This is a genomic window from Paeniglutamicibacter sp. NPDC012692 (assembly GCF_042901625.1).
Taxonomy (GTDB): Bacteria; Actinomycetota; Actinomycetes; order Actinomycetales; family Micrococcaceae; genus Paeniglutamicibacter.
The window spans coordinates 1-21,878 of record NZ_JBIBDE010000010.1 but is presented as its reverse complement, the minus strand read 5'-3'; the positions used below and the strand labels follow the sequence as shown (position 1 = coordinate 21,878).

Genomic DNA, 21,878 nt, shown 5'->3' with positions numbered 1-21,878 from the left:
CGGAAACCCTGTTGCGGGCCGGGTTACGGGTTTACCCTGTGGTGACCGTTAGGTTTCGATGGATGGGGAGGAATCATGGCCAAGGAACGGAAGTCCGCGGCGGCGTTGGCAGCCCGGGAAAAGGCGCGCACCAAGGCGCAGGAAATGACCCGGCGCCACGAACTGCTGCTCGAGAAGGCCGCCGACTTCTTCGAGCTGGAGGACCAGTCCGCCGCACATATGGAGCGGGCCCGGGTGCAGGCGCAGCAGATCCTGGACCAAGCGACGCAAACGGTCGAGGCCGGGCGCATCCAGCGGGGGCGCATCGTCTTGGAGATGCTCGCGGCCGGCGAATCCAGGGCGCTGGTGGCCCAGCGGCTGGGGGTTTCCGCGGGCGAATTGAGGTCTCTGGTGGATGCGGCCGACACCACGGCTTAGGGATGCCCCGGGTTGCTTCCCGGTGCCGTACGAGGGACAAGGTCTCGGCGGGGGTCTTAGAACAGGGTGGGGGTGTCGACGCCTTGGCCGGCGTTGATGGCATGGATGCGCCGGTCATCCCAGCCATACGCCAAGAGGTCATCTCGCAGGGCGCGGGAACGGGCGGCCATCGCCGCCCGCGGCAAGCCCCTGAAGCGCAGCCCAGATCCATTGGCGGAGCGCAGTTTGCGTTCCCGGTCCACCATGTTGGACCGCCGGTCCCCCATGCCCAGGTGCCGGGGATTCACACAGAGGGGAACATCGCACTCGTGCATCAACTCGGGCAACTGCTGGTGCGACAATCCCTGGTGCAGGGCCAGGCAGTAGCGGTGCGGGCGCACCGAGGCACCGTCCAGATAGAAGCGGCCGTAGCCGTCATCGGCGATCGCGCCGACCCAGATCCAGCAGTGCTCAGGGCGCGGCCCGCGGATGACCTTGGACCAAAAGCGGCGCTCCGCCTTCTCCTGCGTCATGGATGCCCCGGGACCGTACTTTTCCGCCTGCGGGTCGATCATCCGGTGCCTGATCCCCTCCGTACGTGCTGTTGCGGTCATGTGGAACCAGCATAGCCGGGCACCTCATGTAGCCACCGGTTGGAAGTCGCGTCGGGCATGCCGGCCCGAAGGATTCGACCGGTTCAAGCGCCTTGGTGCGAAAGTCTGTTGGTGCACCAGAACAGGAACACCGCTCCGCCGAGAAGGCCGGCGGCCTCGAGGTACGCATCATTCCAGAATCGACCGAGGGCGGTGAGTAGGAGGAGGATTCCGAATGCGCCGCAGAGCAGCCGGCTGATCGCCAGCACGCTTTGGACCGGATGGACCAGAAGCTGCCAGAGCACGACAATGCACATGAACCCCGCGGCCAACAATACGATCATGGCGCACTCCCCCGGCGTCCAGTGGCGCGCTCGTTGCGGCTGGGCGGGGTGCGGCGGTGGGTCTGCTGCCGCCCGCTGGAATTGCTCATGTGTGCCTCCGCCCCGGGCGGGAACACGGGACGTTCCCCGCTGATGCGAAGGTATCGTGCACCACCGACGATTTGGGTTCCGAAGGGCCCCTGTTCTGATTCGCGTGGTTCGGACCAAACCACCACCACTCGGCAGAAAGCGACCCGTGCTGATGGTCCGGTCTATGTCCTCGGTGGCGGGTTGGCCGGAGCAAGGGCGACTCTAGTGTTGCCGGTCCGGGGGCACGGGTGCGGCCTCTTGCCGGTGTCCCAATTCGGCCGGCATGCGGCGGACGCACCGTTGCATGAAGGCGAGCACCAACTCCCGCTGGCTTTTCCCTTGGAGCGCGGCATAGGCCTTGAACTCGCGGGCGAGGTCGTCGGGAACGTCGAAGTTCAACCGCTTTTGCGGCGTCCCGTCGGCGGCGGGTTTCACGCTCATCCCGCCACCTCCTGACGGATGAAACCGATCGCCCGGGCGATGTTGGCCGGGTCCAGTCCCGACCAGTGGAACTCATCGTCCACGACGACGACCGGGGCCTGGGAGTAGCCGAGTTCCTCGGTGACATACTCCAGTGCGGCCGGCACCTGGGTCAGGTCGACTTCCGTGAAAGCCACGTGCGCCTCGGTGAATTTTTCGGCCGTCTTGCGGCATCCGAAGCATCCCGGCTTGGTGTAGATGGTGATGGACATTGCCCTCTCCTCCCACTCTTTCGCTATGTCCTAATTTTACCCTCATATGAGGGTTCAAAACAGGCTTTTGCCTTGATTTTTCAAGGTTTTCAAGGCACTCGCGTGCGTCGAAGCGTGGCTCGTTCAGCGGCTCCTCGGGGCGGCGATCCTCGTTGCCGGGACTTGATCTACTTCGGGGAAAAGGCGGGAACGTGCGGTCCGCCAAGGGTCTGGGGATGGCCGTCAAAGCCTGCTTTTGGGGATTCCTTGGGATCGCTCACCCGATGGGCATCGTGCCGGCTCGATGCCCGGCCCCTGACTGGCCAGACGGGCAAACACGAGCACCTCCGGCGCCTCGATCCGGGCAATAGCTGATCTACATTCCATGGCTGAACGCCATCTGGGGAACAGACAGGATTCCGGCGAGAATGCCTGGCACTGCCAGAGCCGACGGGTGCTACTGCAGGGACGGCGACTCTTCCGCGGAACACGGACACCTGCGTCGATACGCCCACCCGCGATGGGGAAAGCTTGGACGAAATGCCAGCACCAGGCGGGTAAACAGGCTGTGGTTCGCCCGTGCCTGAGTGGTTGGTGGCGCGTAGCGCCTGGGTGCGGCGGCCGGGGGAGCTTGCGGAGGAGGCCGCCGCCGAAATCGGTGAGCGCCGAACCTGCCCTGCCACAGAGGATCTGCGCGAGGGTCTTACCCGAACGCGAAGGTCAGCGCTCAGGCGTGCACCATTGCGGGGGCGGGGTCGTTGGTGCGGGCGCACATGTAGCGGGCTGGGGTGAGGATGTCCCTCGCCCCAGCCCTCGGTAGACGGTGGTTGCAATCGCTGGCCTCCGTGGATGGTCTTAGTGTTTCGTGGTGGCCGAGGCGGGCAGGTGGCCACTGCTGATCAGTCTGGTCAACAGCTCGGTGAGGCGGTGGCCGGGCTCGGTTGCGCGGGCGAGGTCCAGGAAGCTCATCGCTTCGCTTCCCTTCCCGTCGATCCACCGGGTCCACCCGAGCCCGGCGAGCAGGTCGGTCCGGTGCTCCGGCGGGATGTATTCAAGGGCGGTGTAGATGGCGTCGGCTCCGTCCCTGAAGTAGTCCCAGTCCTTGGGTGCGGCTTCGCCCATGAGTGCGGCGCTGATGCTGTCCATATCGTCGGCGCTGGTGGCCAGCGAGGCGAAGATCAAATCGCGGATGCCCTTGTGGGTGCAGGTTCCGGCCAGCCAAGCACCCTCGTGCGGCGTGACGGTTCCGGTGCACTGGTAGCCGAGGATGAGGCCGATCAACGTTGAGCGCACCGCGGTGCGGGTTTCCTTGTCCTCGCAGTCCATCCGGCGGGCCGCATCAGCGAACTTTTGCAGCTCATGCACGGCGGTGTCGGTGGTGCAGGGCGGGATGTCGGCGGCGAGCTTCGTGTAGCTCTCGGTGGCCAGCATCAGGGCCAGTGCCGCATTAGAGGTGGCGACGGCGGAAAACGGGAGCTTGTCGTTGCGGTTCCCGTCGTAGTCCATGACGTATCCATCGCGGATGAGCAAGGCGTGGCGGATGGGGCGTCCGGTCAGGGTGAGAACGGTGTCCAGCGCCCGGTATTGGGCCGGGGTCATGGCGTGGTCGTCCTCGAAGCTGAGCAGGAGGATCCCGTTGACGGTGTCGAGGCGGTGCACGTAGTTCGTGATTTCCGCGGCCCAGAGCCCGGCCGGGGTTTCGGGGCGTGCGTCGATGCGCAGGGTGGCGGCCAAGGTGTGGTTCTCCATCAGCATCAGCACCACCGAGGAGGTGGGGGTGAAGCCGATCCCGTGGATGGCCACGGCGACGGTGTCGGCGATGGTGGTGGCGGTGATCTTGTCCATGGTTCTGTCCTCGCTCCTGGGGTTCGGGGGTCGTGGTGCCAGCCCCGCGGTGGTTCTCCCCCATGTTTTTTGTTTGCTGGCGCAATGAAATGGAGCGGGGCCGGGGCCAAGCACAGCAACCCGAAGGGCGGTGGCGGGAAAAGTTCTTGACCGAAATAAGCGACGCAGGAGCGCGGTCAAGAAGTTTTCCCGCCGCCGGCCCGGAGCGACGAAGGAGCGTAGTGGCTTGTGTGCTTGGCCCCGGTCCGTAAAATCCGAAGGACAGCAAACAAAAAATGATCGGCCGGAGGCCGCAGCCTGATTCGCCGAAGGCTAATCAGGCCAAGAGTCGGCCGCGGAGCGGACGTCCGGTTTCTTGGGTGCGAGCGAGCGAGTACCCAAGAGGCCTGAAACTGGCAGTCGCATATGCAAGAAGAGTTGCACTGTCTAAGGAACACTCCCTCTCCATCGCTACAATCCGCCCAGGATTCCATGACGCATTGATGCGTCCGTGGTCGGGTACCGAGCATGGGCAGGAGGTAGCCGAGACTCCGCCCTCGCCCCGTCAGGGACCCGGGGCTTGGCAGCGGCGGGCACGGTTTCGGGATGGTTACCTTGTCCGACCGGATAACTGCCTTCGGGCACCCTTTCGGCCCGGCGCGTGGACGGTGCCAGGATAGGGCGTGCCGACCGCCAGTTCCCCATGGCGTACTCGGACCTTGCACTCAGTGCTGATGGCCAGTGCATCGCGGTCCAGACCGGCGACACCGAAGTCGCCATTCATCGAACGACCTCCACCGAAGAGACCCCGGATTCTGGCACCGCAGATGGTGAGGTTCTGACCTTCGAAGGCAAACGTGCACCACCGATCCTTCCCCTCGATGCCCAGTACGGCCCCGGGTTCATCCTCCGTGTCCTGGACACCTCCGGTTCGTTGGATGCTCCCTCCCCGTTGATCGTGTGGACGCCGACGAAGGGCGCCACCAAGCACGAGCTCGGTGTCGGAAGCCAACTGATTTCCCGAAGCGGCCATTCATGGATCGGCAGCACCATCCCCACCATGGGGCCACGCACCCTCAAATCAATCACGGCCGAAAAGCTGGAGACCTACACGGCCCCCTCGTACGGCCCCGCGCTCATCGGCGTCCTGGATAAGGGATCGGCCCTATGGGCCAGCATCGAAACAGACAACACCGCCTCGGTGCTCGCCGCCAACGCCAAGGGCAAGATCCGCACCACCGGGGTACTCAAACGCCCGGGCAAAAGTGCGGTGGTGGCCAAGTGGGTCGCGGCAACTGCCGATCATGTGCTCATGCTCTGAAAAGAACCCGACGGATACTCAATGGTGCTTCACCGAACGAAGAACGGCGACCTCGCCAACAAGACCTCGTTCAAAATCCCCACGGATACCACCGTCGAACGCCTGCCGATGCGCACCTCGGACAATGGGAATACCGCGATCATCCACCAGACATGGGCCAATCTGAAGGCCGGAACATTCGGCGCACCTCAAGGAATCGACTTGGCGAAGATCAAGGCGATCCCCCGCCTCGGCGGTATGGAACTTCAGGCAAGTTCCGAAAACACATTCCGCCTTGAGAACGGAACCTCATTCTCCGTGCCCAACAAGGGCTCGGTCCTGGCTGTAACCAAGGAGGTCGTGATCCTCGAGGAATCCCGGCTCGTCTCGGTTTACGGCAAAACCACCACAGAAGGAACAAAATAAATTGACCAACCCACAACGCCATCGCGTTGCCGGACTCGCAGCATTCGGCATAGCCGCAGCAGCCCTCCTGGCTTCGACCGCAGCCCCGCTGCCATGGCCGAAGATCAGACTGGCGTCAATCTTCCTGCCACCAAGGTGTCCGTTCAGGTCTCCACGGATGCGCCAAAGGGTGCCCCTGCCAAGGCATCGAAGGCGGCAGCGAAGGCAGCCTTCTCGGTTTCGGAGGGCTCGGATGAGACAGTTGACCCGACCCCGATCGACCCGCCTGAGCCGGTTGACCCGACCAAAGCTCCGATGGGACCCACGACTCCTCCGGTGAAGCCAACCACGCCGCCTGTTACACCCAACCCCAAGCCAGGCACGGTGAAGCCGGCAGCTCCGAACAGGCCGAATCCTGGCGGTGTCAAGCAGCCGGAAAGCATCAGGAAGAACACCACTCCGCTGCAGCCCAACGGCGTGACTAAGGGCGGGGCCATCAAGACCCCGGTCAAGCACGCCCAGCGAGTTGCCGTGAAGACCCCAAGCGGCGCCATCCAGCGTGCAATGATTCCGGCCGGCACCACCAGCGTCACCCCGTACATCCCGGATAACGCGGTCCTGGTCGACACCGGGCTTGGCGCCCAAAGCGCTGCGGACAAGGACATCGAGTTCTGGTCCATCATTGCTGGCATCACGCTTCTTGCAGGAGCTGGAGCCGGGATGGTTGTTACCCTTCGCGGACGAGGCGCAAAGGCGCAAACCAACATTGGGGGGGGCTGGGACAGCAAAGTGAACTGGCCCTCCTCCTTTATGGAGTAGAAGTGGCTTCCAAGACCCCCACCATGTCCAAGCCATGGTTGGCGACAGCCGAACTCTGATCTGCGACTTCGGTGTTGCTGGCTGTGACGTTCTTGAAGCCTTCCCGTCGGTTGCAAAATTATGTAGACCGGTCTATTTTTAAGTTATGACATCCAAGGGAAACCTGACCAAGGCGCGGCTCGCGGAATCCATGCTCGAGCTCATCCAGACCAGCGGTTACAGCGGCACGGGCCTGAATGCCGTGATCGAACACGCCGCAGCACCGAAGGGGTCGATCTACTTCCACTTCCCCGACGGGAAGGAGGGCCTGGGCGTCGCGGCGGTCGAACTCGCCGCGAAGCAGTTCGAGACGCTGATTGCACAGGCCGCAGCTTCCGCAGGCGGCGCAGGCGAGGCTGCCCGCGCCGTGATTGAGGCCCTGATGACCATCGTCAGCGAGAGCAACTTCCGGCTCGGGTGCCCGGTCTCCGTGGTCACCCTGGAGATGGGCGCGGAAAGCGAGCGACTGCGGCAGGCGTGCGCCACTGCCTTCGAGTCGTGGATCGCCCCGACGGCCGCGTTCCTCGAGGCAAGCGGTGTTGACGCCCAGGAGGCCCGGTCTCTGGCAACCGTTGTTGTGTCAACGATCGAGGGGGCGGTCATCGTCTCGCGCGCCATGCAGAGCACCCAACCCCTGGCTTCCGCCGCTGACGTCGTGGCGGAGCTCATCAACCAGCGCTGCCAGACCGTTGGGGGGACGCGATGACACCACACGAAGACTCCCGCCACGCCCTGGTTTTCGGGGCCTCGGGACTGGTCGGCCGGCACCTCGTCCTGACCCTTGCCGAAGCCGGGGTGAACGTCACGGCTGCAGTTCGGACCGCCGATTCCGGAACGCGGGTCGAAGAATGGCTCGTGGAGCACGGCCTGACACGGAGCATCGGCACGACCATCGTCGACTTCAATGCTCCCGAGATGCTCGCCGGCGGCCCAGCAGCCTTCACGCACGTCACCGAGATTCACAACTGTGCCGGGTCTTACCGCTTTGGCATGACCGCACAGGAGGCACGCAGCGCAAACGTCGGCATCGTCGAGAAGCTTGTCGACTTCGCCGCTTGCCTGCCCGACTTGCAGCGAGTCGTGCACGTCTCGGGCTACCGCGTCGGCGGGCAGGACCCCACGACTGTTCCGTGGCCAGATGACCACCGCACCGCGGCCTACAAGGAACTCGGTGCGTACGAGGCGTCAAAGGTGGAATCCGACGCGATCTTCCAGGCCCGGGCCCGGGGGCGCGGGGTTCCCTGGACCATCGTGAACCCGTCCAGCGTGATCGGCGACAGCGCCACGGGGGAGTCCGACCAGCATATCGGCCTGGCCGGCACGATCGAGCAGATCTGGGACGGCACGGCAGCAGCATTACCAGGCAACGAATCGACGTTCCTCCCGGTCGTCACGGTCGACTACCTGGCGGCGTTCATGGCGGCGGCAGCGGTCGACCCGGAAGCGGCGGGCAAGGCCTACTGGATTCTCGACGACGACACCCCGCCGCTGGCGGACCTGCTGACGCACGTCGGCAGGCATCTCGGCGCGAAGGTCCCGCGCCTCCGCATGCCGATCGGCGTCATCAAGCGCCTTCCGTCCCGGATCACCAAGGCGGATCCGGAGACCCTCACCTTCATGTCCACCGACCGCTACCCGACCGAGACCGCGATCGCATTCGCCGACAAACACGGGATCCAGATGCCCGAGGTCCTGGTATCCCTCGAACGGTGGGTGGACCACCTGGCCGCCCATCGTTTCGGTGCCACCAGGGCCGGCGGCCGTCGATTCGTTGACGCTGGCGGTGTGAGGACATTTGAGTTGGGTGTTCCCGGATCAAGCAGGGTGATCCTTCCGGGTTTGCCCGTGAACGCGGACACGTGGGCAGAGGTAGCAGCCGGCATTGAGGGGCGGGTCCTCGACCTGCCTGGACTTGGCCTTAGCGGCGGGACTGGCGTCCAGGATTGGGAGCGGTGGCTGCCGGCGGTAGTAGCTGGGGAACCTGTGGACCTCGTCGGCCACTCCATAGGTGCGGCCGCGGCAGTAGTCGCAGCTGATCGGTTTCCGGCGCAGGTTAAGTCCCTCACGTTGATCGCGCCCTTCTTTCTCCAGGCACCGATGGGTGCCTCAGCCAGACTGCGGCCGCTCGTATGCACGTACTTGCGACACACCGACCCGGCACGGCTGTCACACCAACTAACCGGGACGGAAGCGAGCGCGGCTGCTCTCGAGTCCAGCGTCAGCGACCTCAGGCGAAGCAGCGCCAAGAGGGTGGCCAAGCATCTCACCCTTGCGGGTTCGAAGCACTGGCGTGGCGAGCTGTGGGAGGCACTTGCACGATTCAGTGGCCCTGTTCGCATCATCACCGGAAGCAACGACCCACTCACCCCAGCCGCGGTTGAGCAGCTCAAATCACATCCGAACGTGAAGCTGATCTCAATCCCTGATGCCGGGCACCATCCGCACCTGACCCACAGTGGCGCTCTCATTGATGCACTGAAGTGAACCGTCCCGCATTTGATGCCGCTGTCTTTCGTGAGAAAGATAGCAACCATGCCCAAGAAATACCCCGCCGAAGTCCGCAACCGTGCCGCACTGATCGCCAACAACAAGGCGATGGACGCAGCAATTTTGGTTTGCCAGGAGTTCGTCAAGATGTTCCTGCAGGCCAAGAAGATGCCCAAGGACGCGCAGGGATTCATCGCCTGGACGCTGGCCCACTCGAGCAACCGCGTCAACCACGCCCTCGCCCGGCAGCGCGAAGCCGCCAAGCTGATGGGGAACGAGAACGAAAGCGGCGAACTTCGCAGCTACCTCGCTCGCCCGGGAGCCAACCCGGAGAAGGCAACCCTCGCACTGATGCTCAGTGCCTACGAGGTCACCTGCGACCGGCAGGACTGGCGCCACCCGATGACCGACATGGCCACCTACCTGACCACTCTGGAAACCCGGGGATACCAAGTCAGCGCGGTGGAACGCATCATTGTTGATAACATCAGCAAGTAGGACTGTTTGCCCCAGAAATTTGAACGGCTGGGGCAAACTTCCTTCCTCTGGGTTTGATCGGCCAACACCTCGTTCCAGGTTTGACCGGGCATCACCCCGGTTGCGATCAAACACGGCACCGGGACTCCCAACCCCGCAAAAGTATTCACAACTCGCGAATACACCAATGGCCACCTCGGTTTCTCTTTCCGAGGTGGCCATTCTTCTTCAGCGGCCCTCGCTGCGCTCGGACTGATTCGATCTGTCCTCCGCGTGGCCGGGCCGGATAGCTAGACGTTGGCTGGATGATACCCCTGGGTATTGATCGCGGTCTGAGCTTCCGAAAGCGCCGTAGCGAGCTCCTGCGCCAAGAGGCTTGCCCGCTCCAAATGCTTCCTGGCATCGGCAACGGACATCGCCGGGTCTTTGCCCTCGTCGTCGTACACATCGCGGGTTTCCAGCGACCGCTGCAGGCCCCAGGAAAGCCTCTCGCACACCGTCGAGAGTGCCTACCCCGCCATTTTCAGGCTCCCCAATACCTCGTAGGCCAACGGTGCCGGATAATCACCGTTCAAATGGCAAATGGTCCGCAAAGACTCATAGAAATCATCGGCTTGCTGCCCGGCGACTGGCAGGGTTGATTCTTCGTTCACGGCGCTCTCCTTCGTGGTGTTGGCTGGCTAAGGTCCACGCAACGCCCCAGGCGCGACGGGTTGTGGATTTTGGCGGGTGTTGCAAATGCAACACCCGCAGCTTTGCCTTCGCCAGCGACGACTTCACGACACACTGCAGATCAAGTGAGTCATTTGACTCACCTGCACCCCCTGCTATCCGCTTGGACCCTTGCCGTCGAGACGTCGTCGGCGTGCATCACCAAATGCCCACGCCATATGTCAACGATCCTTTACATGCATGCACAACCGGAGCTAGACTCACCATGTAAAGGAACCTGTACTTAGGAGAGCACGATGAAACGCATGATCCCATTCCTGATCGCAGGACTACTCGCCCTAGTGGGAACCTCGGCCTGGCTGGCGGCATCCCCGGACGGAGAAAAGCTCTGGCCCTCACTCGCCTCAGGCCTCGTGGTTTTCAGCGGCGCGGCAGGGGCACTCATGATTCGTCGAGGCAATGAAAAGCGGACCCGCTCGGCGGCCGAATTCAGCTTTGAAAACGAAATGGCAACCAAGGCCCAGTCGAGCACCTTCCGCGACGCACTAGTCATGGGTGCCGCACTCTTCGCATCCATCACCGTCTTCGAGCTCCAGCGACTCTCGGCCGCGCTGCTTTTTGCGTACCTGCTGATCCTCGTCTTCGACTTCTTCATCCGCTTCCGCTTCCTGACCCGAGCGTAGGCAAACCAATGAAAAACCGTCTCCAGGAACTACGCAGCGAGGCCAATCTCTCCCAGGCCGAATTGGCCGCAAAACTTGGCGTTTCAAGACAAACGATCATCTCCATCGAAAAGGAACGATACGATCCGGCACTGCCGCTCGCCTTCCGCATGGCGGATCTCTTTTCGGTAACGATCGAGGACATCTTCCAGCCGGGAGTAGCTAAGACAGACATTCCCTGAAAGTGTGAAAGAACCGTTGGTAAATATGCCAGCGTAATTCTACTGATTGGGTACACACATGTCAGTCTCGATATTGCGGTCAACCACTGCCAGCATTTCCCGAACAGCAACGATTTTTGGTCTAGCGTCTGTCCTTATGCTTGCCGGTGGGGGTCTATCACCAGCGACAGCCGCAGCACCGCCCGCAGAGGCAACAACCATCACCCAGGTTGACCCCGCGACCATCACCCCGCAAATGGTCGAAGAAGCCTACGACCAGTTGCTTGCAAGCGACCTGCCACGCACCGTCACCGGCGAAGGCCAGGCAGCCCAGACCACGTTCAAGTTCACTGAGGGCTTTGAACTCACCTTCGGCACCGACTACAAGGCAGCCAAGGACGCCGGCAACGCAATCCAACCGCGCATTGGCGGCGGCTTCGACGGTGGCGGAATGTATGTTCTGCTCAACCAGTTTGACCAGAACCTTGTGATCGGCGGATCCGGGTTCGTCCTCGGTGCCGCAATTTGTGCGATTCCGGCTGTGGGCCAGGTCGCCTGCCTCGTCGTTGGTGCCATCCTCACGATCGCCACCACGGCGCTTGCCGTGAACGGTGGGACCTGCTCCAACAACCGCCAGTTCAAGATCTACGTCACCAACGGCCTACGCCCGGCAGGTTGCGTCTAATACCTTCCGCTGATCAACCAGCAGCAGACCTGTCCGGCAGCATTTTGCGGCAAGGACAGGTCGGGCTTATCACCTGGTCTTCGATCCCAATCGAACACCAGGTGATAAGCCCATCTTTTTGAGAGATTCTATGCAGTCAGCTGCCCTTGACCACCAGCAACTCGTCCCAGTGCGGGGTGCAGCTCGGGGACATCATCTCCCGTTTCCTCTGCCAATCAGGAGCTTGCTTCATTCCCGCCAACCCCAGGCCCAATGCATCGACGCCGTGTCGCTGCGTGATCTTCTGGATCAGCGGACCGGCTTCCTTGGCCTCGTGGGGGTTCACGAACGTCTCAAAGGTTTCCTACGCCCCATCGGGAGCAGGTCGGTGACCACGACGCCCGCGCGGGCGTACTTTACCCCCTCCAGGATCTTCGGCAGCAACGCTTTGGCCTCCCGCGTCAGTAGGAGCGGTTCGGCCGTGGGGCCCGGCAAGGACACAGTGACGGTCGGCTGGTGCGAATCCTTCGTGTTGTAGTAGCTGGTCATCGCCCACGCAGTGAGCACCTTGGCCGGCTGGTGGTGTTTCTGCAGCCGGCCAAGGCCTGCTGTATGTAGATGTCTGCGGCCGTGAGGTGATCTGAGACAGGGTCTAGGAGAATTCGTTTCATGTCAGATCGTCGTAGATTCAGTGAAGAGTTCAAGGCCGGTGCCCTTGAATTTGTTGTTTCTTCGGGTCGTTCCCTGGCAGCTGTTTCCGCGGAGTTGGGTATCAAGGATGGAACCCCGGGCAATTGGGTGAGAGCTTGGAAGGCTGAGCATCCAGAGGCAAGGGCGGATGCGCCTGGCCCGGTGGAGTGGGCCAAGCACAAGGCATTGCAGGCCGAGAATGCCGCGTTGAAGAAGGAAAACAAATCTCTGGGAAAAGCCGGCGCCTTCTTTGCCGCGAAGCATCTGTAGCGGATTTATTCGCTTTCATGTAGCAACAGAAGGCCAACTGCGCGATTGCGTGGATGTGCCAGCGGCTCGGGGTTTCCCGGGCCTCGTACTACCGGTGGGCGCAGCCGGCCGGGTTGGCGCCGACTGCGTCCAGGCATGCGCAACTCAGCGTGGCCGTCCAGCAGGAATTCGAGAACAGCGACCAGATGGCCGGGCGCGCCCAGCTGACCAAGTTCCTCAACGGTCAGGGCATCAAGGTCGCTGCCGGAACCGTGGGGTCCATCATGAACGAGTACGGGCTGAAATCCTGGCGGATGCGGGCCTGGAAGAAAACCACGGTTAATGATCCGGAAGCGCGGGCCGAACACATCAAGAACCACATGCACGATGAGCACGGGAAGCGAGATTTCGCCGCCGGTGTTCCCGAGACCAGGCTGGTGGGTGACATCACGTACCTCAAGACCTGCTCGAAGGTGGCTGTATTTAGCCACCGTGATCGATTTGGCCACCCGCGTGGTGGTCGGCTGGTCCATTCCCTCGAATATGCGTACGCCGTTGATCATTGACACGTTGGTCATGGCCCGGACGCATGAACGCTTGGCCACCGACGGCGTCATTTTTCACAGCGACCAAGGCGCGCAATACACCTCCGGCGACTTCCAGAGGTGGTGCGCCGAGAACAAGGCTACCCGGTCGATGGGATTGACCGGTGTTTGTTGGGAAAATACCGTGGCCGAAAATTTCTTATCCCACCTCAAAACCGAGATGTATCACCACTGCGAATTCCCGAAACACCTGTCGGCACGAACTGCGTTCATGGAATACATCGATTCTTGCTACAACAGACGACGGCCGCACAGCAACAGCCAGGGACTGCCTCCGGCAAAGGCCCTGGCCGAATACGAGAGTCAGCTCAAGCCGATAGCGGCGTAAAAAGAAAAATCAATCAAGCTGTCTCAAAAACTTGACGAGCGCATCGTATTCGGGATTACGGCTTTCTATGCGCCGTCGTCTTCGGAAAACGACGGGCGTACCAGAACGCATCTGCCACATGGGTGGTAGATGCGTTCTGGTTTCACCGAACACGTTCCCCTATTGCATCATTCGTACGATGCAGCGTGGCGTTCCTTCGCCACAGTCGGCACGGTGACGCCTGCGCCAACGCGACCCGGGTCGATATCGCGGTGGCAGGCCTCGACAAAGGCGCTACTGACTGTCGCGCATGCCGTGCAAATGGCCGGGCTTCCCGCCTTGCTTGGATCCCTATCCATTTCGACGGCCACATAGCTGTTTTCACATACGTGGCACTCAATGAACGTCTCCCAGATGTCATCAACCTCGTCACGCGGGTCATTCGGACGCGACAGTACCGGTGAGTGGTTGATCCTCTTCGTGAAGATGCCATAGAGGAGGGCTGCGCCAATGAACGTGAGAGGCGTCGACCAGGTGCTTCCCACCCAACCCCCGAATTGGAACATACCGATTCCAAGAAGCGAGGTGAAGATCCAGACGTAGGCACCGATGCTGAACCTGGCGACGCGTCCCGGCCGGAATTCCGGCAGCCCGTGCTTGTCTCCTGCAGGGTGGAGAAGGATGTGGACCAGCATGATGCCAACCCATGACGCAATGAAGGCTCCCTGCCACGCCAAGGCAACCAGGACATAACTCATGACGTCCGTCAGCATGATCAGGTACGTGATGACTCCGCAAAGCAGCACCGCTGAAACCCTCGGCAGCCGGCGACGGAACACTCGTAGGAAGAGCGCTTCGATGTTGGTCGAGGCCTCGTAGAAATTCGCGGTATTGATGCGCGCCTGAGTGACCCACACCAGGAACAGTCCCCACCCGCCCAGCAGGGCAATCATGTACTCCACGATTGCGGTGGTGGAGATATTTCCATCCATCCCTGCCGCGTAGGCGATGAAGATTCCAATGATCCCGTTGGCCAGGTAGACAAGCACGTAGAAGAACGGGCCAAACACGAAGAAGCCGTTGGTCTTGGCGTCCTTCGGCTTGCCAAAGCGGGCAAAGTCCATGGTGAACATCATCAACACCAAGACGCCCAAGTAGATGAAGAATGCGTAGAGCCACCCCGGAGCAGCAAGTGCAACCGGTTCGGCGGGTACGCTGTCGATCCATCCCGAGGTGTCCGTTTTCGCGGAGGCCAGGAAAACGACCAGGAGCAATCCACCCCAGTACACGGGCAACAGAATGGCGTTGTACTTGTCCATCCAGCGTCGGATGCCGCCCATGACCAACGGAAGATTCATGGCCACCGCTACCGCGTACCACACCCGGATATCCAGGCCGCCGATGGTCGCATCAAAGGCATGGGCGATCATGGAGCTTTCGAATACGGCATAGTAGATCGATGTCGCTGCCAAGATCAGCGGGGCCGCCAGTGCGCCGGCCGAGCCGAAAAGTCGCTGTGAAATCAGGGCCATGGTGAGTCCGGTCTTGGTGGCGTAGGAGGAAAAGAGCATCCCCAAGACACCGAAAACCACACAGGCAAGGACGATTCCGGTCAGGGTGTTCACGGTCCCGACCACGGCGGCCAAAGTAGCTGCCGTCACCAAATAGAACATCCCGCTGACCAGTGAGTACCAGGACATTGAGAGGGACTTCTTGCTGCTTCTCCATATTCGAGGGACGACGTGGGTAGCGTAATCCTCCGATGCGGCTTGGCTGGCGATCTTCGGGTCGTCCGCATAGCTGACTACCAGGGGTGTGAGCTGACTGTTTGCCGCTAACATAGTCGTTCCCTTCAAGTGTTTCCGGTGTCGTGACCGCATTCAGATGAATCCATGATTCTCATGGATGTTCTGATCCGGACATTGGGTGAGTCACTTGGCTGTTGGAATTCGGCGGTTCCTAACCATCAAAGTTTGTCCAACCATCACACCGATGTCAATAGCTCTTAAGGAAATATTCACTTACGCATGAAGAGTGGGCAGCCGCCCCTCGCGCGGCAATAGTCGATCAGCATGGCGCGGCGCACGAGGGTTGACACTTCTCGGATAACGTGAGTAAGCTCATACCAACTTGGTTGGACCATTAGACTAATCCGTTCGGCGCGGAACACACTTGAGGCAGGAAACATGAATACAACATCCATCGAGGATCGAGTCCGAGAACTTGGTCTGGAAATTCCCGATTTCAGCAAGGGATACTACGGCGCAGACACGTATGGCAGCATGAAACCCCATCACATCACCGGCAACGTCCTCTACCTGAGTGGACACACCCCGGACACTGTCGATGGACAGGTCCGTTTCCCGGGGCGCTTCGGCCAAAACCTCAGCGTCGAGGAAGGCTACGCGGCAGCGAGGCTAACCGCCTTGAACTGCTTGGGCGGGATCAGACTTGCGTTGGGTTCCCTTGACCGAGTTGAGAGCATTATCCGTTCCTTATGTTTCGTGACCTCGACGCCGGACTTCGCCGACGTCCACAAGGTTTCTTCCGGCAGCACCGATCTGTTCGTCGAGGTCTTCGGTCCGGAGATCGGGCTGGGCGGGCGTGCCACCATCGGCGTCGTAAGCCTGGCCGGAGGCAGCTGCTTCGAAAACTGGGTCACGGTCGAAATCAAGAAATAGCCGTTTCGCCTCCGGCCGACTGGTATGTTTGTCAAACCAAGTCTCGTGGAGGTAAACGTGTCGTCGCTAGACCATATTGCAATCTCGTCCGGTTCACTCTCGGAGCAGCTTAGTAGCAAGCTCACCAAGATGATCATCGGCGGCGAGCTCAAGCCGGGCGACAAATTGCCCAACGAACGCGAGCTTGCCGCCGCGGCGAAAATTTCGCGCACCTCGGTCCGCGAAGCCCTGCGTGATCTCGAACTGCGTGGACTCATCAGCCGCAAGCCCGGCCGCGGAACTATCGTTGAAGAGCCGAACCGCCCGGAAATCCGAGCCGGAATGCTGGGAATGATGGAGGCCTCACAGCGAACACTGCGTGAGGTCATGGATTTACGGGCCACCATGGAACCACCCATGGCGGAACGAGCAGCAATCCGGGCCAACGACGGTGAACTTGCCGAGCTTCTGCGGCCGCTGGAACTCGCCGAAGAGGAAATCAGGCGAGAAAAGCCTTCAACGGAAATGCTCGTCAGGCTCGATGTGGAATTCCACGCGCAAATCGCTGCGCTAACGCATAATCCGATGCTCTCGAAGCTGCTTGAAGTGGCCAACGAATGGATGGCCCCTTCGCGGGACAAAGAGCGCCTGACCGCAAACCGCCTCAAACAATCGGTGGCAGCGCACCGACGAATATTCGAAGCCATCTCCAAGCACGAGGCCCTCAACGCCCGTGATGCCATGGCCGCACACATCCATGAAGTATCCAGCTCCATGGGAGTTGATACCTGGTCCCAATAGGACCCCGATAGAAAGCCAAGCCCCAACACCATGACTCAGCCCCTTTCCGGAGCCGTCGCAACTCCCCATTCCGGAGCAACAGCGGCCGCCCACGACGCATTCGCCCACGGCGGGAACGCCATCGATGCAGCCCTCGCGGCCGCCGCAATGCTGACAGTCGTCTACCCGAACCAATGCACCGTCGGCGGGGATGCAATCGCCCTGGTGGGCACCGCGGACGGGACCGTGACGGTGGTCAACGGCTCGGGCAGGTCCGCCCGCACTCTGGATGCTCGCGACTACGCCGGCGCCGACGGCTTTGTCCCGGTCTCGGGCGCGAAAAGCGTCACGGTGCCAGGACTGCTGAGCACCTGGGACAAACTGGCCACAGGATGGGGCCGTTTGCCCCTCGCTGCAGCGCTGCACCGGGCCGCCGATGCAGCAGCCACGGGCGTCCCCGTCGCTCCGGGCGTACACCGAGACCTGCTCCGCGAGCGAGACCTGCTGGCACAGGATGAGGGCTCCAAGGCCGCATTTTTCCGCGAGGACGAGCTGCTCGCCGAGGGAGAGCTCCTACGACTCCCCGGGCTGGCCGAATCCCTACGGACCATCGCCGAGGAAGGCATCACCGCCTTCTATACGGGCGGCATCGGTCAGAGCATCATCGCACGTCTTCGGGCACTGGGCAGCGACCTGACCCCTGAGGACTTCGCATCACACACCGCTTCGATTGAGCAACCGCTCTCGGTCGCATTCCAAGGGGAGGAATACCTCAGCTCCGGCGGCAACAGCCAGGGAACCTTCTTCCTCAGCGGCTTGGCCGCACTCGAAGAAGCCACGACCGTCCTGGGGCACGTCCCCGACCCCGCAAGCGCCGATGCCCCACTCATTGCCCGCATCCTGGCTACGGCAGCCCTGGACCGAGACATGCTGCTGGGCGATCCCGAGCATTCGAGCATGCCACTCGAAAAGCTCCTTGACCCCCAGGTAGCAAAGGAAAAGCTTACCCACCTTCTGGCATACCCGGAATCCCCGCTACAAGCATCCGGGCGCACCTATGGCCGCCGCACCGGGGACACCGTAGCGATCGTCACAACGGATTCCGAGGGAAATTGGGTCTCTCTGATTCAGAGCGCCTTCCATGCCTTCGGATCATGCATCACCGACCCGGGAACCGGGATCCTGCTACACAATCGCGGCGCCTCGTTCAGCCTGAAGGAAGGCAGCCCTGCACAGCTTGCACCGGGGCGCCGGCCACCCCACACACTCATGCCTGTGCTCGTGCGCAAGGGCGGGAAACTCGTCGGGGCGCATGGAACCATGGGCGGCCGGGCCCAGCCGCAAATCCACACCCATCTTGCATTGAACCTGGCACTGGGACTTTCCCCCGAAGAGGCTGTCGCCAAGGGACGCTGGATCGTGGGACAAATGGAAGCGGGCGCCACCGCGTCCGACGAGGCAAGTACGATCTCGGTGGAATCCGGCGTGGAGGCGGCAACCCTTCAGGCCTTCGCCGCATCGGGCTTCACCACGAATCTGCTGGAGCCCCTCGATGATGCCGTCGGTCACCTGCAGACGGTGCGTGCGGCAGGATCCGGATTCGCCACGGGATCCGATCCACGCTCCGACGGACTCACCGGACAGGAGGCCTAGGATATGCGCTTTCAACGGATTTCATTCTGGCTCATGGTCTTCCTGAGCTTCGGGACCGGCGTACTGGATGCTGCCACTTACATTGGGATGGGCGGCATTTTCGGAGCGAACATGACGGGCAACGTCATCCTGGTGGCTATTTCCCTGGCCGGCACCGGGAACATACACATCACTGGTCCGTTGCTTGCGCTTGGCGGGTTCGTCCTGGGCTCTTGGGTTGCCGGGCTTGTCACCCGCAGGCACCCGGCCAGCAAGGAAAGCGACCCGACCATCGCGCCGCTTTTCTGGATTACCGCCCTGGGCATGGTCGGGATATCGGTTGCCTTTTGGATGTTGCCTTCCTCCGCCCTCCTGTTCCATGCCTCCACGGGTATCATCGGAGTGCTGATGGCCTGCCAGGCACTGGCAGCCCGCCGAGTGGGCGTACCTGACATTTCGACTGTCGTCGTGACTTCGACGCTCTCGCTCCTGTTTAGCGAAGCAGGCAGGTTCAACGGCGGAGCCGGCAACGCGGCGACCGGCAGGCGCTTCGCCGCGGTAGTGTCAATGTTTGGCGGAGCCGTGCTGGGCGCGTTCTTGGTGCCACACGGGCTGAATATTGCACTCCTTGTCCCCACGTTCCTGCTCGTGGCCGTGGCCGTGGGCTACACGATCGTGCGGCGCACACATTCCCGGCACGCGGAAACAGCGAAACCAAATAGACGATCGGTTCTCGTCGACTGAGTGCCAAGCGGCAAAGACGGCGGAACGGCTTGGAGATGAGTTGATGATCCGCTGCTCTTCCATCTGCCTAAGAGGCGTGATCGACCCTCGGTTGCGCCTTCGTCGAACATTTTTGCATCACCGATGGCGAAACATCGAACACCGCAGCAAATGGCTTGTACTAGCGATTCTCAAGACGACGAAATTTATCGATTGAGGGCGGGAGTTTCAACGCAGCGAGTCCGACGTCAGTGCCCAGGCCGCTCGCAGTATGCCCGTACCCAGCGCGCCCAAGGAGAGGCGTAGCCTGCGGCCATACCCAGGAGTGCCGGACGCCAGTAAGCCCGTGCTCCTGACCATCAATGTTGCCCGCCGCTGTACTCACATCGGCGGGCAAACAGGCCTTCAAGAACACCACCAACCTCCACCTAGGTCTGATGCCCCGGGCGAAATATCATTCCTGGGGAATCACGAAAAGGGGACCACCGTCGCAAACCGGAGACATGTGAGTCCAGGCCCAGGAGACTGGCCTAGATGCAAGGATTCGTGGAACGGGCGATCGCCCGTTCCTGCCTTAATACCAAGGTCATCGTCGGCAGCGGACTTGTTGCCTAGTCGCACCTAGGTGAATACCGCTTCATGGCCTGGCAGTCTTGCTCAAATTCCTTGCCGCATCGGCCCCGTTTGTGGCCATGCACGAATACGCCTACTGCCTCCAGGACTAAGGCCCCGGAAGCCATTTCCAAGTCAATCTCCTGGCCTAGCGTTCCTTAGCAAGCCGCTGAGTAGGAGGAGTCAGTCGCCGTGATAGAACTCCAATCCGACGCCATAGTACAGCTCATGAGCGGATCAGCGGCAAAGACTTACGGTCCCTACAAAGCTGAAAACCGCCGCTGCCGTCATGGCAACCGGCCGCTAACACCCCCACGAGCTTCTGCGCATGGTTCCAACTTTAAGCAGAAGACATGTCATCAAAATTCCATACTCGTAGCCCATTCCCGAAAGGAACGCCCTCCGTGACTTCACTCGATACATTTCGGCGCCTTGTTCGCCATCGGATACGACCTCATCCAGATTCTTACCGTCCAGACACACAGGTGCGAACACGTATCGTATGCACCCACCCCACTATGAAGAACGAACGCTGTAAGAACCCTCGTCGGGGAAGAAATCAAAGCGTGGTGCGTCACGATGAAGTCGTGATCACCTCTAGCTAGGCGATGGTGAATATTTTGGTGGCCGCAGCGATTGCCCTGTGATCGTGGGACCACCGAGCTCCATCACCTACTCGAACATTTCAAGCGTCCTCATTCCGACACATCAAGGAGAATCAAAATGGAATCCAGAGAACAGCTGACCGACCACATCCGGCATGCGGTCAACATCGGGAAATACGCGAGCAGAGAAGGTGGTAGCTTCATTGGGAGCTACGCGCATCACCCGGGAGATAACACCGGACGTTATGTGATCGAGGCATACCGCGGACACGGGCCCGAGGGTGTCAGAGCCGTGGTTCTCGCATATCTGGAAAGCTACAACGAGCATGCTCGTGAACTTGGCGCCCGGCAGGCAACACTCCAGGAAATCAAGAACGGCCTTGAATTCGCGCTCCCTGGAGCGACTGAAGCCGAAGCAGAAGCCATTCACGCCGCACTCTAAAGGCGGGGAATAAATGTTCCGGTGAGTCGCCAAGCCCCACGGGTCTGCCCCCCCCTCACCGCTTTTAGCGGTGAGGGGGGCAGAGAGAGCGAAAGAATATCAGAAGAAACGAACGCTATCCTTGGAGTCTTGGAGTCTGAGTAGTAAATGGAACAGGATTGCACGTTTAACCCTCTAATTGAGAGTTACGGTCCGACCTGCTGCGGGCTTCCCCGGAAATCTATGGGTTTCTGGAGACGCTCGGGCCGGGTCATCCGGCATGGGCGTGCTTCGGCCTTCGCGACGTGTCGATGGAAGGGGGCTCGGTAGTAAAGGTGTGTCTTAGCCCGCAGTTTCACGCTCTTACCGGACCTCAAATCACCGCAGTGTACTCGTAACCGGTCTGTCCCCCGCTGCGCGTACAGCTTGAAAACGGAAGCATCCGCAATGCCCAGCTGCGCGGCCTACGATTCCACCACTGGCCACGGGACGGCTAACGGATCCGTCAGGAACCGTCCCACCGCCCGCACCGTGATCAGTTGGACAGCGAAGCCCAGACGATTGTGCTTTCCCGGCCGCGGCCAACCACCGACAGGCTGGCGTCGTCAAACCAACAGAAGTGTTCGAGGTCCGCCGCCGCCCACCTCACCTGAAACCTGCGTACCATCCTCGCGCCGCTGACCTTCACCGACGAGAACCGCCCCGTCTCTGAGGAACCGGTCACCAAGGTGACCCACTCCGCCGCGGCCGCACGCAAGGCCAGCACCCGAAAACTCGACGACGGAACCAAAAACGCCAGGATCCCCGACAATCCGGGGGTCCTGGCGTTCTGCCTAACGTAACTTCAGGCTGGTCAGGCCAGCAGTCGGCCGCAGAGCGGACGTCCGGTTTCTTGGGTGCGACCAAGTGAGTACCTAAGAACCTCTGAGACAGGTTGACCTGCGGCCGACC

Annotated in this window: 30 protein-coding genes; 18 read left to right on the top strand and 12 right to left on the bottom strand. The window is 61.4% G+C overall.

Annotated features, from left to right (window positions below; all coding sequences use genetic code 11):
• Positions 1-75 precede the first annotated feature (75 nt).
• Positions 76-417: a hypothetical protein gene (locus ACFY5D_RS21275; RefSeq protein ID WP_387534446.1), complete on the top strand. Its 342-nt coding sequence runs from the start codon at positions 76-78 to the stop codon at positions 415-417.
• Between the two features lie 56 nt (positions 418-473).
• On the opposite strand, the gene ACFY5D_RS21270 is transcribed toward ACFY5D_RS21275, so the two are convergent.
• From ACFY5D_RS21270 to ACFY5D_RS21250, 5 genes are all read right to left on the bottom strand, one after another.
• Complete coding sequence (locus ACFY5D_RS21270) at positions 474-1,010, bottom strand: hypothetical protein (RefSeq protein ID WP_387534444.1); 537 nt, start codon at positions 1,008-1,010, stop codon at positions 474-476.
• A gap of 83 nt (positions 1,011-1,093) precedes the next feature.
• Positions 1,094-1,333 carry a hypothetical protein gene (locus tag ACFY5D_RS21265; RefSeq protein ID WP_387534442.1) on the bottom strand — a complete coding sequence of 80 codons (240 nt, stop codon included), beginning with the start codon at positions 1,331-1,333 and terminating at the stop codon, positions 1,094-1,096.
• A gap of 291 nt (positions 1,334-1,624) precedes the next feature.
• Positions 1,625-1,843, bottom strand: a complete 219-nt coding sequence (locus ACFY5D_RS21260; protein ID WP_387534440.1) for a hypothetical protein — start codon at positions 1,841-1,843, stop codon at positions 1,625-1,627.
• On the bottom strand, positions 1,840-2,094 hold the full coding sequence (locus ACFY5D_RS21255; RefSeq protein ID WP_387534438.1) for a glutaredoxin family protein: 255 nt from the start codon (positions 2,092-2,094) through the stop codon (positions 1,840-1,842). The genes ACFY5D_RS21260 and ACFY5D_RS21255 overlap by 4 nt, the downstream gene beginning before the upstream one ends.
• Before the next feature lie 834 nt (positions 2,095-2,928).
• The gene (locus tag ACFY5D_RS21250) at positions 2,929-3,918 is read right to left on the bottom strand and encodes a DUF4192 family protein (protein ID WP_387534436.1); all 990 of its coding nucleotides are present in this window, start codon (positions 3,916-3,918) and stop codon (positions 2,929-2,931) included.
• Between the two features lie 682 nt (positions 3,919-4,600).
• Here ACFY5D_RS21250 and ACFY5D_RS21245 point away from each other — a divergent pair.
• The 6 genes from ACFY5D_RS21245 (at position 4,601) to ACFY5D_RS21220 (ending at position 9,445) form a co-directional block, all read left to right on the top strand.
• Positions 4,601-5,218: a hypothetical protein gene (locus tag ACFY5D_RS21245; protein WP_387534434.1), complete on the top strand. Its 618-nt coding sequence runs from the start codon at positions 4,601-4,603 to the stop codon at positions 5,216-5,218.
• A 21-nt stretch (positions 5,219-5,239) separates the two neighbouring features.
• Complete coding sequence (locus tag ACFY5D_RS21240; protein WP_387534432.1) at positions 5,240-5,623, top strand: hypothetical protein; 384 nt, start codon at positions 5,240-5,242, stop codon at positions 5,621-5,623.
• A gap of 93 nt (positions 5,624-5,716) precedes the next feature.
• The gene (locus ACFY5D_RS21235; RefSeq protein WP_387534431.1) at positions 5,717-6,421 is read left to right on the top strand and encodes a hypothetical protein; all 705 of its coding nucleotides are present in this window, start codon (positions 5,717-5,719) and stop codon (positions 6,419-6,421) included.
• Positions 6,422-6,566: 145 nt separating this feature from the next.
• Positions 6,567-7,166, top strand: coding sequence for a TetR/AcrR family transcriptional regulator (locus ACFY5D_RS21230; RefSeq protein WP_387534429.1), 600 nt, complete (start codon positions 6,567-6,569; stop codon positions 7,164-7,166).
• On the top strand, positions 7,163-8,944 hold the full coding sequence (locus ACFY5D_RS21225) for an alpha/beta fold hydrolase (RefSeq protein WP_387534427.1): 1,782 nt from the start codon (positions 7,163-7,165) through the stop codon (positions 8,942-8,944). Before ACFY5D_RS21230 ends, ACFY5D_RS21225 begins: the two co-directional genes overlap by 4 nt.
• A 48-nt stretch (positions 8,945-8,992) precedes the next feature.
• Positions 8,993-9,445, top strand: coding sequence for a hypothetical protein (locus tag ACFY5D_RS21220; protein ID WP_387534425.1), 453 nt, complete (start codon positions 8,993-8,995; stop codon positions 9,443-9,445).
• Positions 9,446-9,714: 269 nt separating this feature from the next.
• On the opposite strand, the gene ACFY5D_RS21215 is transcribed toward ACFY5D_RS21220, so the two are convergent.
• Positions 9,715-9,921 (bottom strand): hypothetical protein, encoded by a 207-nt coding sequence (locus ACFY5D_RS21215; protein WP_387534423.1) that lies wholly within the window; start codon positions 9,919-9,921, stop codon positions 9,715-9,717.
• A gap of 12 nt (positions 9,922-9,933) precedes the next feature.
• Positions 9,934-10,077, bottom strand: a complete 144-nt coding sequence (locus ACFY5D_RS21210; RefSeq protein WP_387534421.1) for a hypothetical protein — start codon at positions 10,075-10,077, stop codon at positions 9,934-9,936.
• A gap of 315 nt (positions 10,078-10,392) precedes the next feature.
• Between ACFY5D_RS21210 and ACFY5D_RS21205 the strand changes: the two genes are divergently transcribed.
• From ACFY5D_RS21205 to ACFY5D_RS21195, 3 genes are all read left to right on the top strand, one after another.
• A complete protein-coding gene (locus ACFY5D_RS21205; RefSeq protein ID WP_387534419.1) occupies positions 10,393-10,779 on the top strand; it encodes a hypothetical protein in 387 nt (128 codons plus the stop codon).
• Between the two features lie 8 nt (positions 10,780-10,787).
• Positions 10,788-11,000, top strand: a complete 213-nt coding sequence (locus ACFY5D_RS21200; protein WP_387534417.1) for a helix-turn-helix transcriptional regulator — start codon at positions 10,788-10,790, stop codon at positions 10,998-11,000.
• A gap of 235 nt (positions 11,001-11,235) precedes the next feature.
• On the top strand, positions 11,236-11,664 hold the full coding sequence (locus tag ACFY5D_RS21195) for a hypothetical protein (RefSeq protein ID WP_387534415.1): 429 nt from the start codon (positions 11,236-11,238) through the stop codon (positions 11,662-11,664).
• 136 nt (positions 11,665-11,800) lie between these two features.
• On the opposite strand, the gene ACFY5D_RS21190 is transcribed toward ACFY5D_RS21195, so the two are convergent.
• Entirely contained in the window at positions 11,801-11,989 is a 189-nt protein-coding gene (locus ACFY5D_RS21190; RefSeq protein WP_387534413.1) for a DUF4113 domain-containing protein, read from the bottom strand.
• Positions 11,986-12,210 (bottom strand): hypothetical protein, encoded by a 225-nt coding sequence (locus ACFY5D_RS21185; RefSeq protein WP_387534411.1) that lies wholly within the window; start codon positions 12,208-12,210, stop codon positions 11,986-11,988. Before ACFY5D_RS21185 ends, ACFY5D_RS21190 begins: the two co-directional genes overlap by 4 nt.
• A 102-nt stretch (positions 12,211-12,312) precedes the next feature.
• On the opposite strand from ACFY5D_RS21185, the gene ACFY5D_RS21180 reads away from it, so the two are divergent.
• From ACFY5D_RS21180 to ACFY5D_RS21170, 3 genes are read left to right on the top strand one after another with little or no spacing between them, the layout of a single operon-like run.
• The gene (locus ACFY5D_RS21180) at positions 12,313-12,603 is read left to right on the top strand and encodes a transposase (RefSeq protein WP_387534409.1); all 291 of its coding nucleotides are present in this window, start codon (positions 12,313-12,315) and stop codon (positions 12,601-12,603) included.
• Positions 12,604-12,656: 53 nt separating this feature from the next.
• The gene (locus ACFY5D_RS21175) at positions 12,657-13,148 is read left to right on the top strand and encodes a hypothetical protein (protein WP_387534514.1); all 492 of its coding nucleotides are present in this window, start codon (positions 12,657-12,659) and stop codon (positions 13,146-13,148) included.
• On the top strand, positions 13,075-13,515 hold the full coding sequence (locus ACFY5D_RS21170; protein WP_387534407.1) for a DDE-type integrase/transposase/recombinase: 441 nt from the start codon (positions 13,075-13,077) through the stop codon (positions 13,513-13,515). The genes ACFY5D_RS21175 and ACFY5D_RS21170 overlap by 74 nt, the downstream gene beginning before the upstream one ends.
• Before the next feature lie 167 nt (positions 13,516-13,682).
• Here the strand turns inward: ACFY5D_RS21170 and ACFY5D_RS21165 are convergent, their stop codons facing one another.
• On the bottom strand, positions 13,683-15,194 hold the full coding sequence (locus tag ACFY5D_RS21165; protein ID WP_387534405.1) for a purine-cytosine permease family protein: 1,512 nt from the start codon (positions 15,192-15,194) through the stop codon (positions 13,683-13,685).
• A gap of 486 nt (positions 15,195-15,680) precedes the next feature.
• Between ACFY5D_RS21165 and ACFY5D_RS21160 the strand changes: the two genes are divergently transcribed.
• The 5 genes from ACFY5D_RS21160 to ACFY5D_RS21140 all read left to right on the top strand — a co-directional run bounded on the left by ACFY5D_RS21160 (position 15,681) and on the right by ACFY5D_RS21140 (position 20,948).
• Complete coding sequence (locus tag ACFY5D_RS21160; protein WP_387534403.1) at positions 15,681-16,175, top strand: RidA family protein; 495 nt, start codon at positions 15,681-15,683, stop codon at positions 16,173-16,175.
• A 24-nt stretch (positions 16,176-16,199) separates the two neighbouring features.
• A complete protein-coding gene (locus ACFY5D_RS21155; RefSeq protein WP_387534401.1) occupies positions 16,200-16,955 on the top strand; it encodes a FadR/GntR family transcriptional regulator in 756 nt (251 codons plus the stop codon).
• A gap of 30 nt (positions 16,956-16,985) precedes the next feature.
• Positions 16,986-18,587, top strand: a complete 1,602-nt coding sequence (locus tag ACFY5D_RS21150; RefSeq protein ID WP_387534399.1) for a gamma-glutamyltransferase family protein — start codon at positions 16,986-16,988, stop codon at positions 18,585-18,587.
• A 3-nt stretch (positions 18,588-18,590) separates the two neighbouring features.
• Complete coding sequence (locus ACFY5D_RS21145) at positions 18,591-19,310, top strand: YoaK family protein (protein ID WP_387534397.1); 720 nt, start codon at positions 18,591-18,593, stop codon at positions 19,308-19,310.
• Positions 19,311-20,624: 1,314 nt separating this feature from the next.
• Positions 20,625-20,948: a hypothetical protein gene (locus tag ACFY5D_RS21140; RefSeq protein ID WP_387534395.1), complete on the top strand. Its 324-nt coding sequence runs from the start codon at positions 20,625-20,627 to the stop codon at positions 20,946-20,948.
• A gap of 443 nt (positions 20,949-21,391) precedes the next feature.
• On the opposite strand, the gene ACFY5D_RS21135 is transcribed toward ACFY5D_RS21140, so the two are convergent.
• Complete coding sequence (locus tag ACFY5D_RS21135; RefSeq protein WP_387534509.1) at positions 21,392-21,457, bottom strand: hypothetical protein; 66 nt, start codon at positions 21,455-21,457, stop codon at positions 21,392-21,394.
• Between the two features lie 5 nt (positions 21,458-21,462).
• On the bottom strand, positions 21,463-21,738 hold the full coding sequence (locus tag ACFY5D_RS21130) for a hypothetical protein (protein ID WP_387534393.1): 276 nt from the start codon (positions 21,736-21,738) through the stop codon (positions 21,463-21,465).
• Between the last annotated feature and the right edge of the window lie 140 nt (positions 21,739-21,878).

Excerpts from the sequence above, each read along its gene's own strand:
- ACFY5D_RS21275 (WP_387534446.1), top strand. The coding sequence starts at position 76 with ATGGCCAAGGAACGGAAGTCCGCGGCGGCGTTGGCAGCCCGGGAAAAG.
- ACFY5D_RS21270 (WP_387534444.1), bottom strand. The coding sequence starts at position 1,010 with ATGACCGCAACAGCACGTACGGAGGGGATCAGGCACCGGATGATCGAC.
- ACFY5D_RS21265 (WP_387534442.1), bottom strand. The coding sequence starts at position 1,333 with ATGATCGTATTGTTGGCCGCGGGGTTCATGTGCATTGTCGTGCTCTGG.
- ACFY5D_RS21260 (WP_387534440.1), bottom strand. The coding sequence starts at position 1,843 with ATGAGCGTGAAACCCGCCGCCGACGGGACGCCGCAAAAGCGGTTGAAC.
- ACFY5D_RS21255 (WP_387534438.1), bottom strand. The coding sequence starts at position 2,094 with ATGTCCATCACCATCTACACCAAGCCGGGATGCTTCGGATGCCGCAAG.
- ACFY5D_RS21250 (WP_387534436.1), bottom strand. The coding sequence starts at position 3,918 with ATGGACAAGATCACCGCCACCACCATCGCCGACACCGTCGCCGTGGCC.
- ACFY5D_RS21245 (WP_387534434.1), top strand. The coding sequence starts at position 4,601 with ATGGCGTACTCGGACCTTGCACTCAGTGCTGATGGCCAGTGCATCGCG.
- ACFY5D_RS21240 (WP_387534432.1), top strand. The coding sequence starts at position 5,240 with ATGGTGCTTCACCGAACGAAGAACGGCGACCTCGCCAACAAGACCTCG.
- ACFY5D_RS21235 (WP_387534431.1), top strand. The coding sequence starts at position 5,717 with ATGGCCGAAGATCAGACTGGCGTCAATCTTCCTGCCACCAAGGTGTCC.
- ACFY5D_RS21230 (WP_387534429.1), top strand. The coding sequence starts at position 6,567 with ATGACATCCAAGGGAAACCTGACCAAGGCGCGGCTCGCGGAATCCATG.
- ACFY5D_RS21225 (WP_387534427.1), top strand. The coding sequence starts at position 7,163 with ATGACACCACACGAAGACTCCCGCCACGCCCTGGTTTTCGGGGCCTCG.
- ACFY5D_RS21220 (WP_387534425.1), top strand. The coding sequence starts at position 8,993 with ATGCCCAAGAAATACCCCGCCGAAGTCCGCAACCGTGCCGCACTGATC.
- ACFY5D_RS21205 (WP_387534419.1), top strand. The coding sequence starts at position 10,393 with ATGAAACGCATGATCCCATTCCTGATCGCAGGACTACTCGCCCTAGTG.
- ACFY5D_RS21200 (WP_387534417.1), top strand. The coding sequence starts at position 10,788 with ATGAAAAACCGTCTCCAGGAACTACGCAGCGAGGCCAATCTCTCCCAG.
- ACFY5D_RS21195 (WP_387534415.1), top strand. The coding sequence starts at position 11,236 with ATGGTCGAAGAAGCCTACGACCAGTTGCTTGCAAGCGACCTGCCACGC.
- ACFY5D_RS21180 (WP_387534409.1), top strand. The coding sequence starts at position 12,313 with ATGTCAGATCGTCGTAGATTCAGTGAAGAGTTCAAGGCCGGTGCCCTT.
- ACFY5D_RS21175 (WP_387534514.1), top strand. The coding sequence starts at position 12,657 with ATGTGCCAGCGGCTCGGGGTTTCCCGGGCCTCGTACTACCGGTGGGCG.
- ACFY5D_RS21165 (WP_387534405.1), bottom strand. The coding sequence starts at position 15,194 with ATGTCCTGGTACTCACTGGTCAGCGGGATGTTCTATTTGGTGACGGCA.
- ACFY5D_RS21160 (WP_387534403.1), top strand. The coding sequence starts at position 15,681 with ATGAATACAACATCCATCGAGGATCGAGTCCGAGAACTTGGTCTGGAA.
- ACFY5D_RS21155 (WP_387534401.1), top strand. The coding sequence starts at position 16,200 with ATGTTTGTCAAACCAAGTCTCGTGGAGGTAAACGTGTCGTCGCTAGAC.
- ACFY5D_RS21150 (WP_387534399.1), top strand. The coding sequence starts at position 16,986 with ATGACTCAGCCCCTTTCCGGAGCCGTCGCAACTCCCCATTCCGGAGCA.
- ACFY5D_RS21145 (WP_387534397.1), top strand. The coding sequence starts at position 18,591 with ATGCGCTTTCAACGGATTTCATTCTGGCTCATGGTCTTCCTGAGCTTC.
- ACFY5D_RS21140 (WP_387534395.1), top strand. The coding sequence starts at position 20,625 with ATGGAATCCAGAGAACAGCTGACCGACCACATCCGGCATGCGGTCAAC.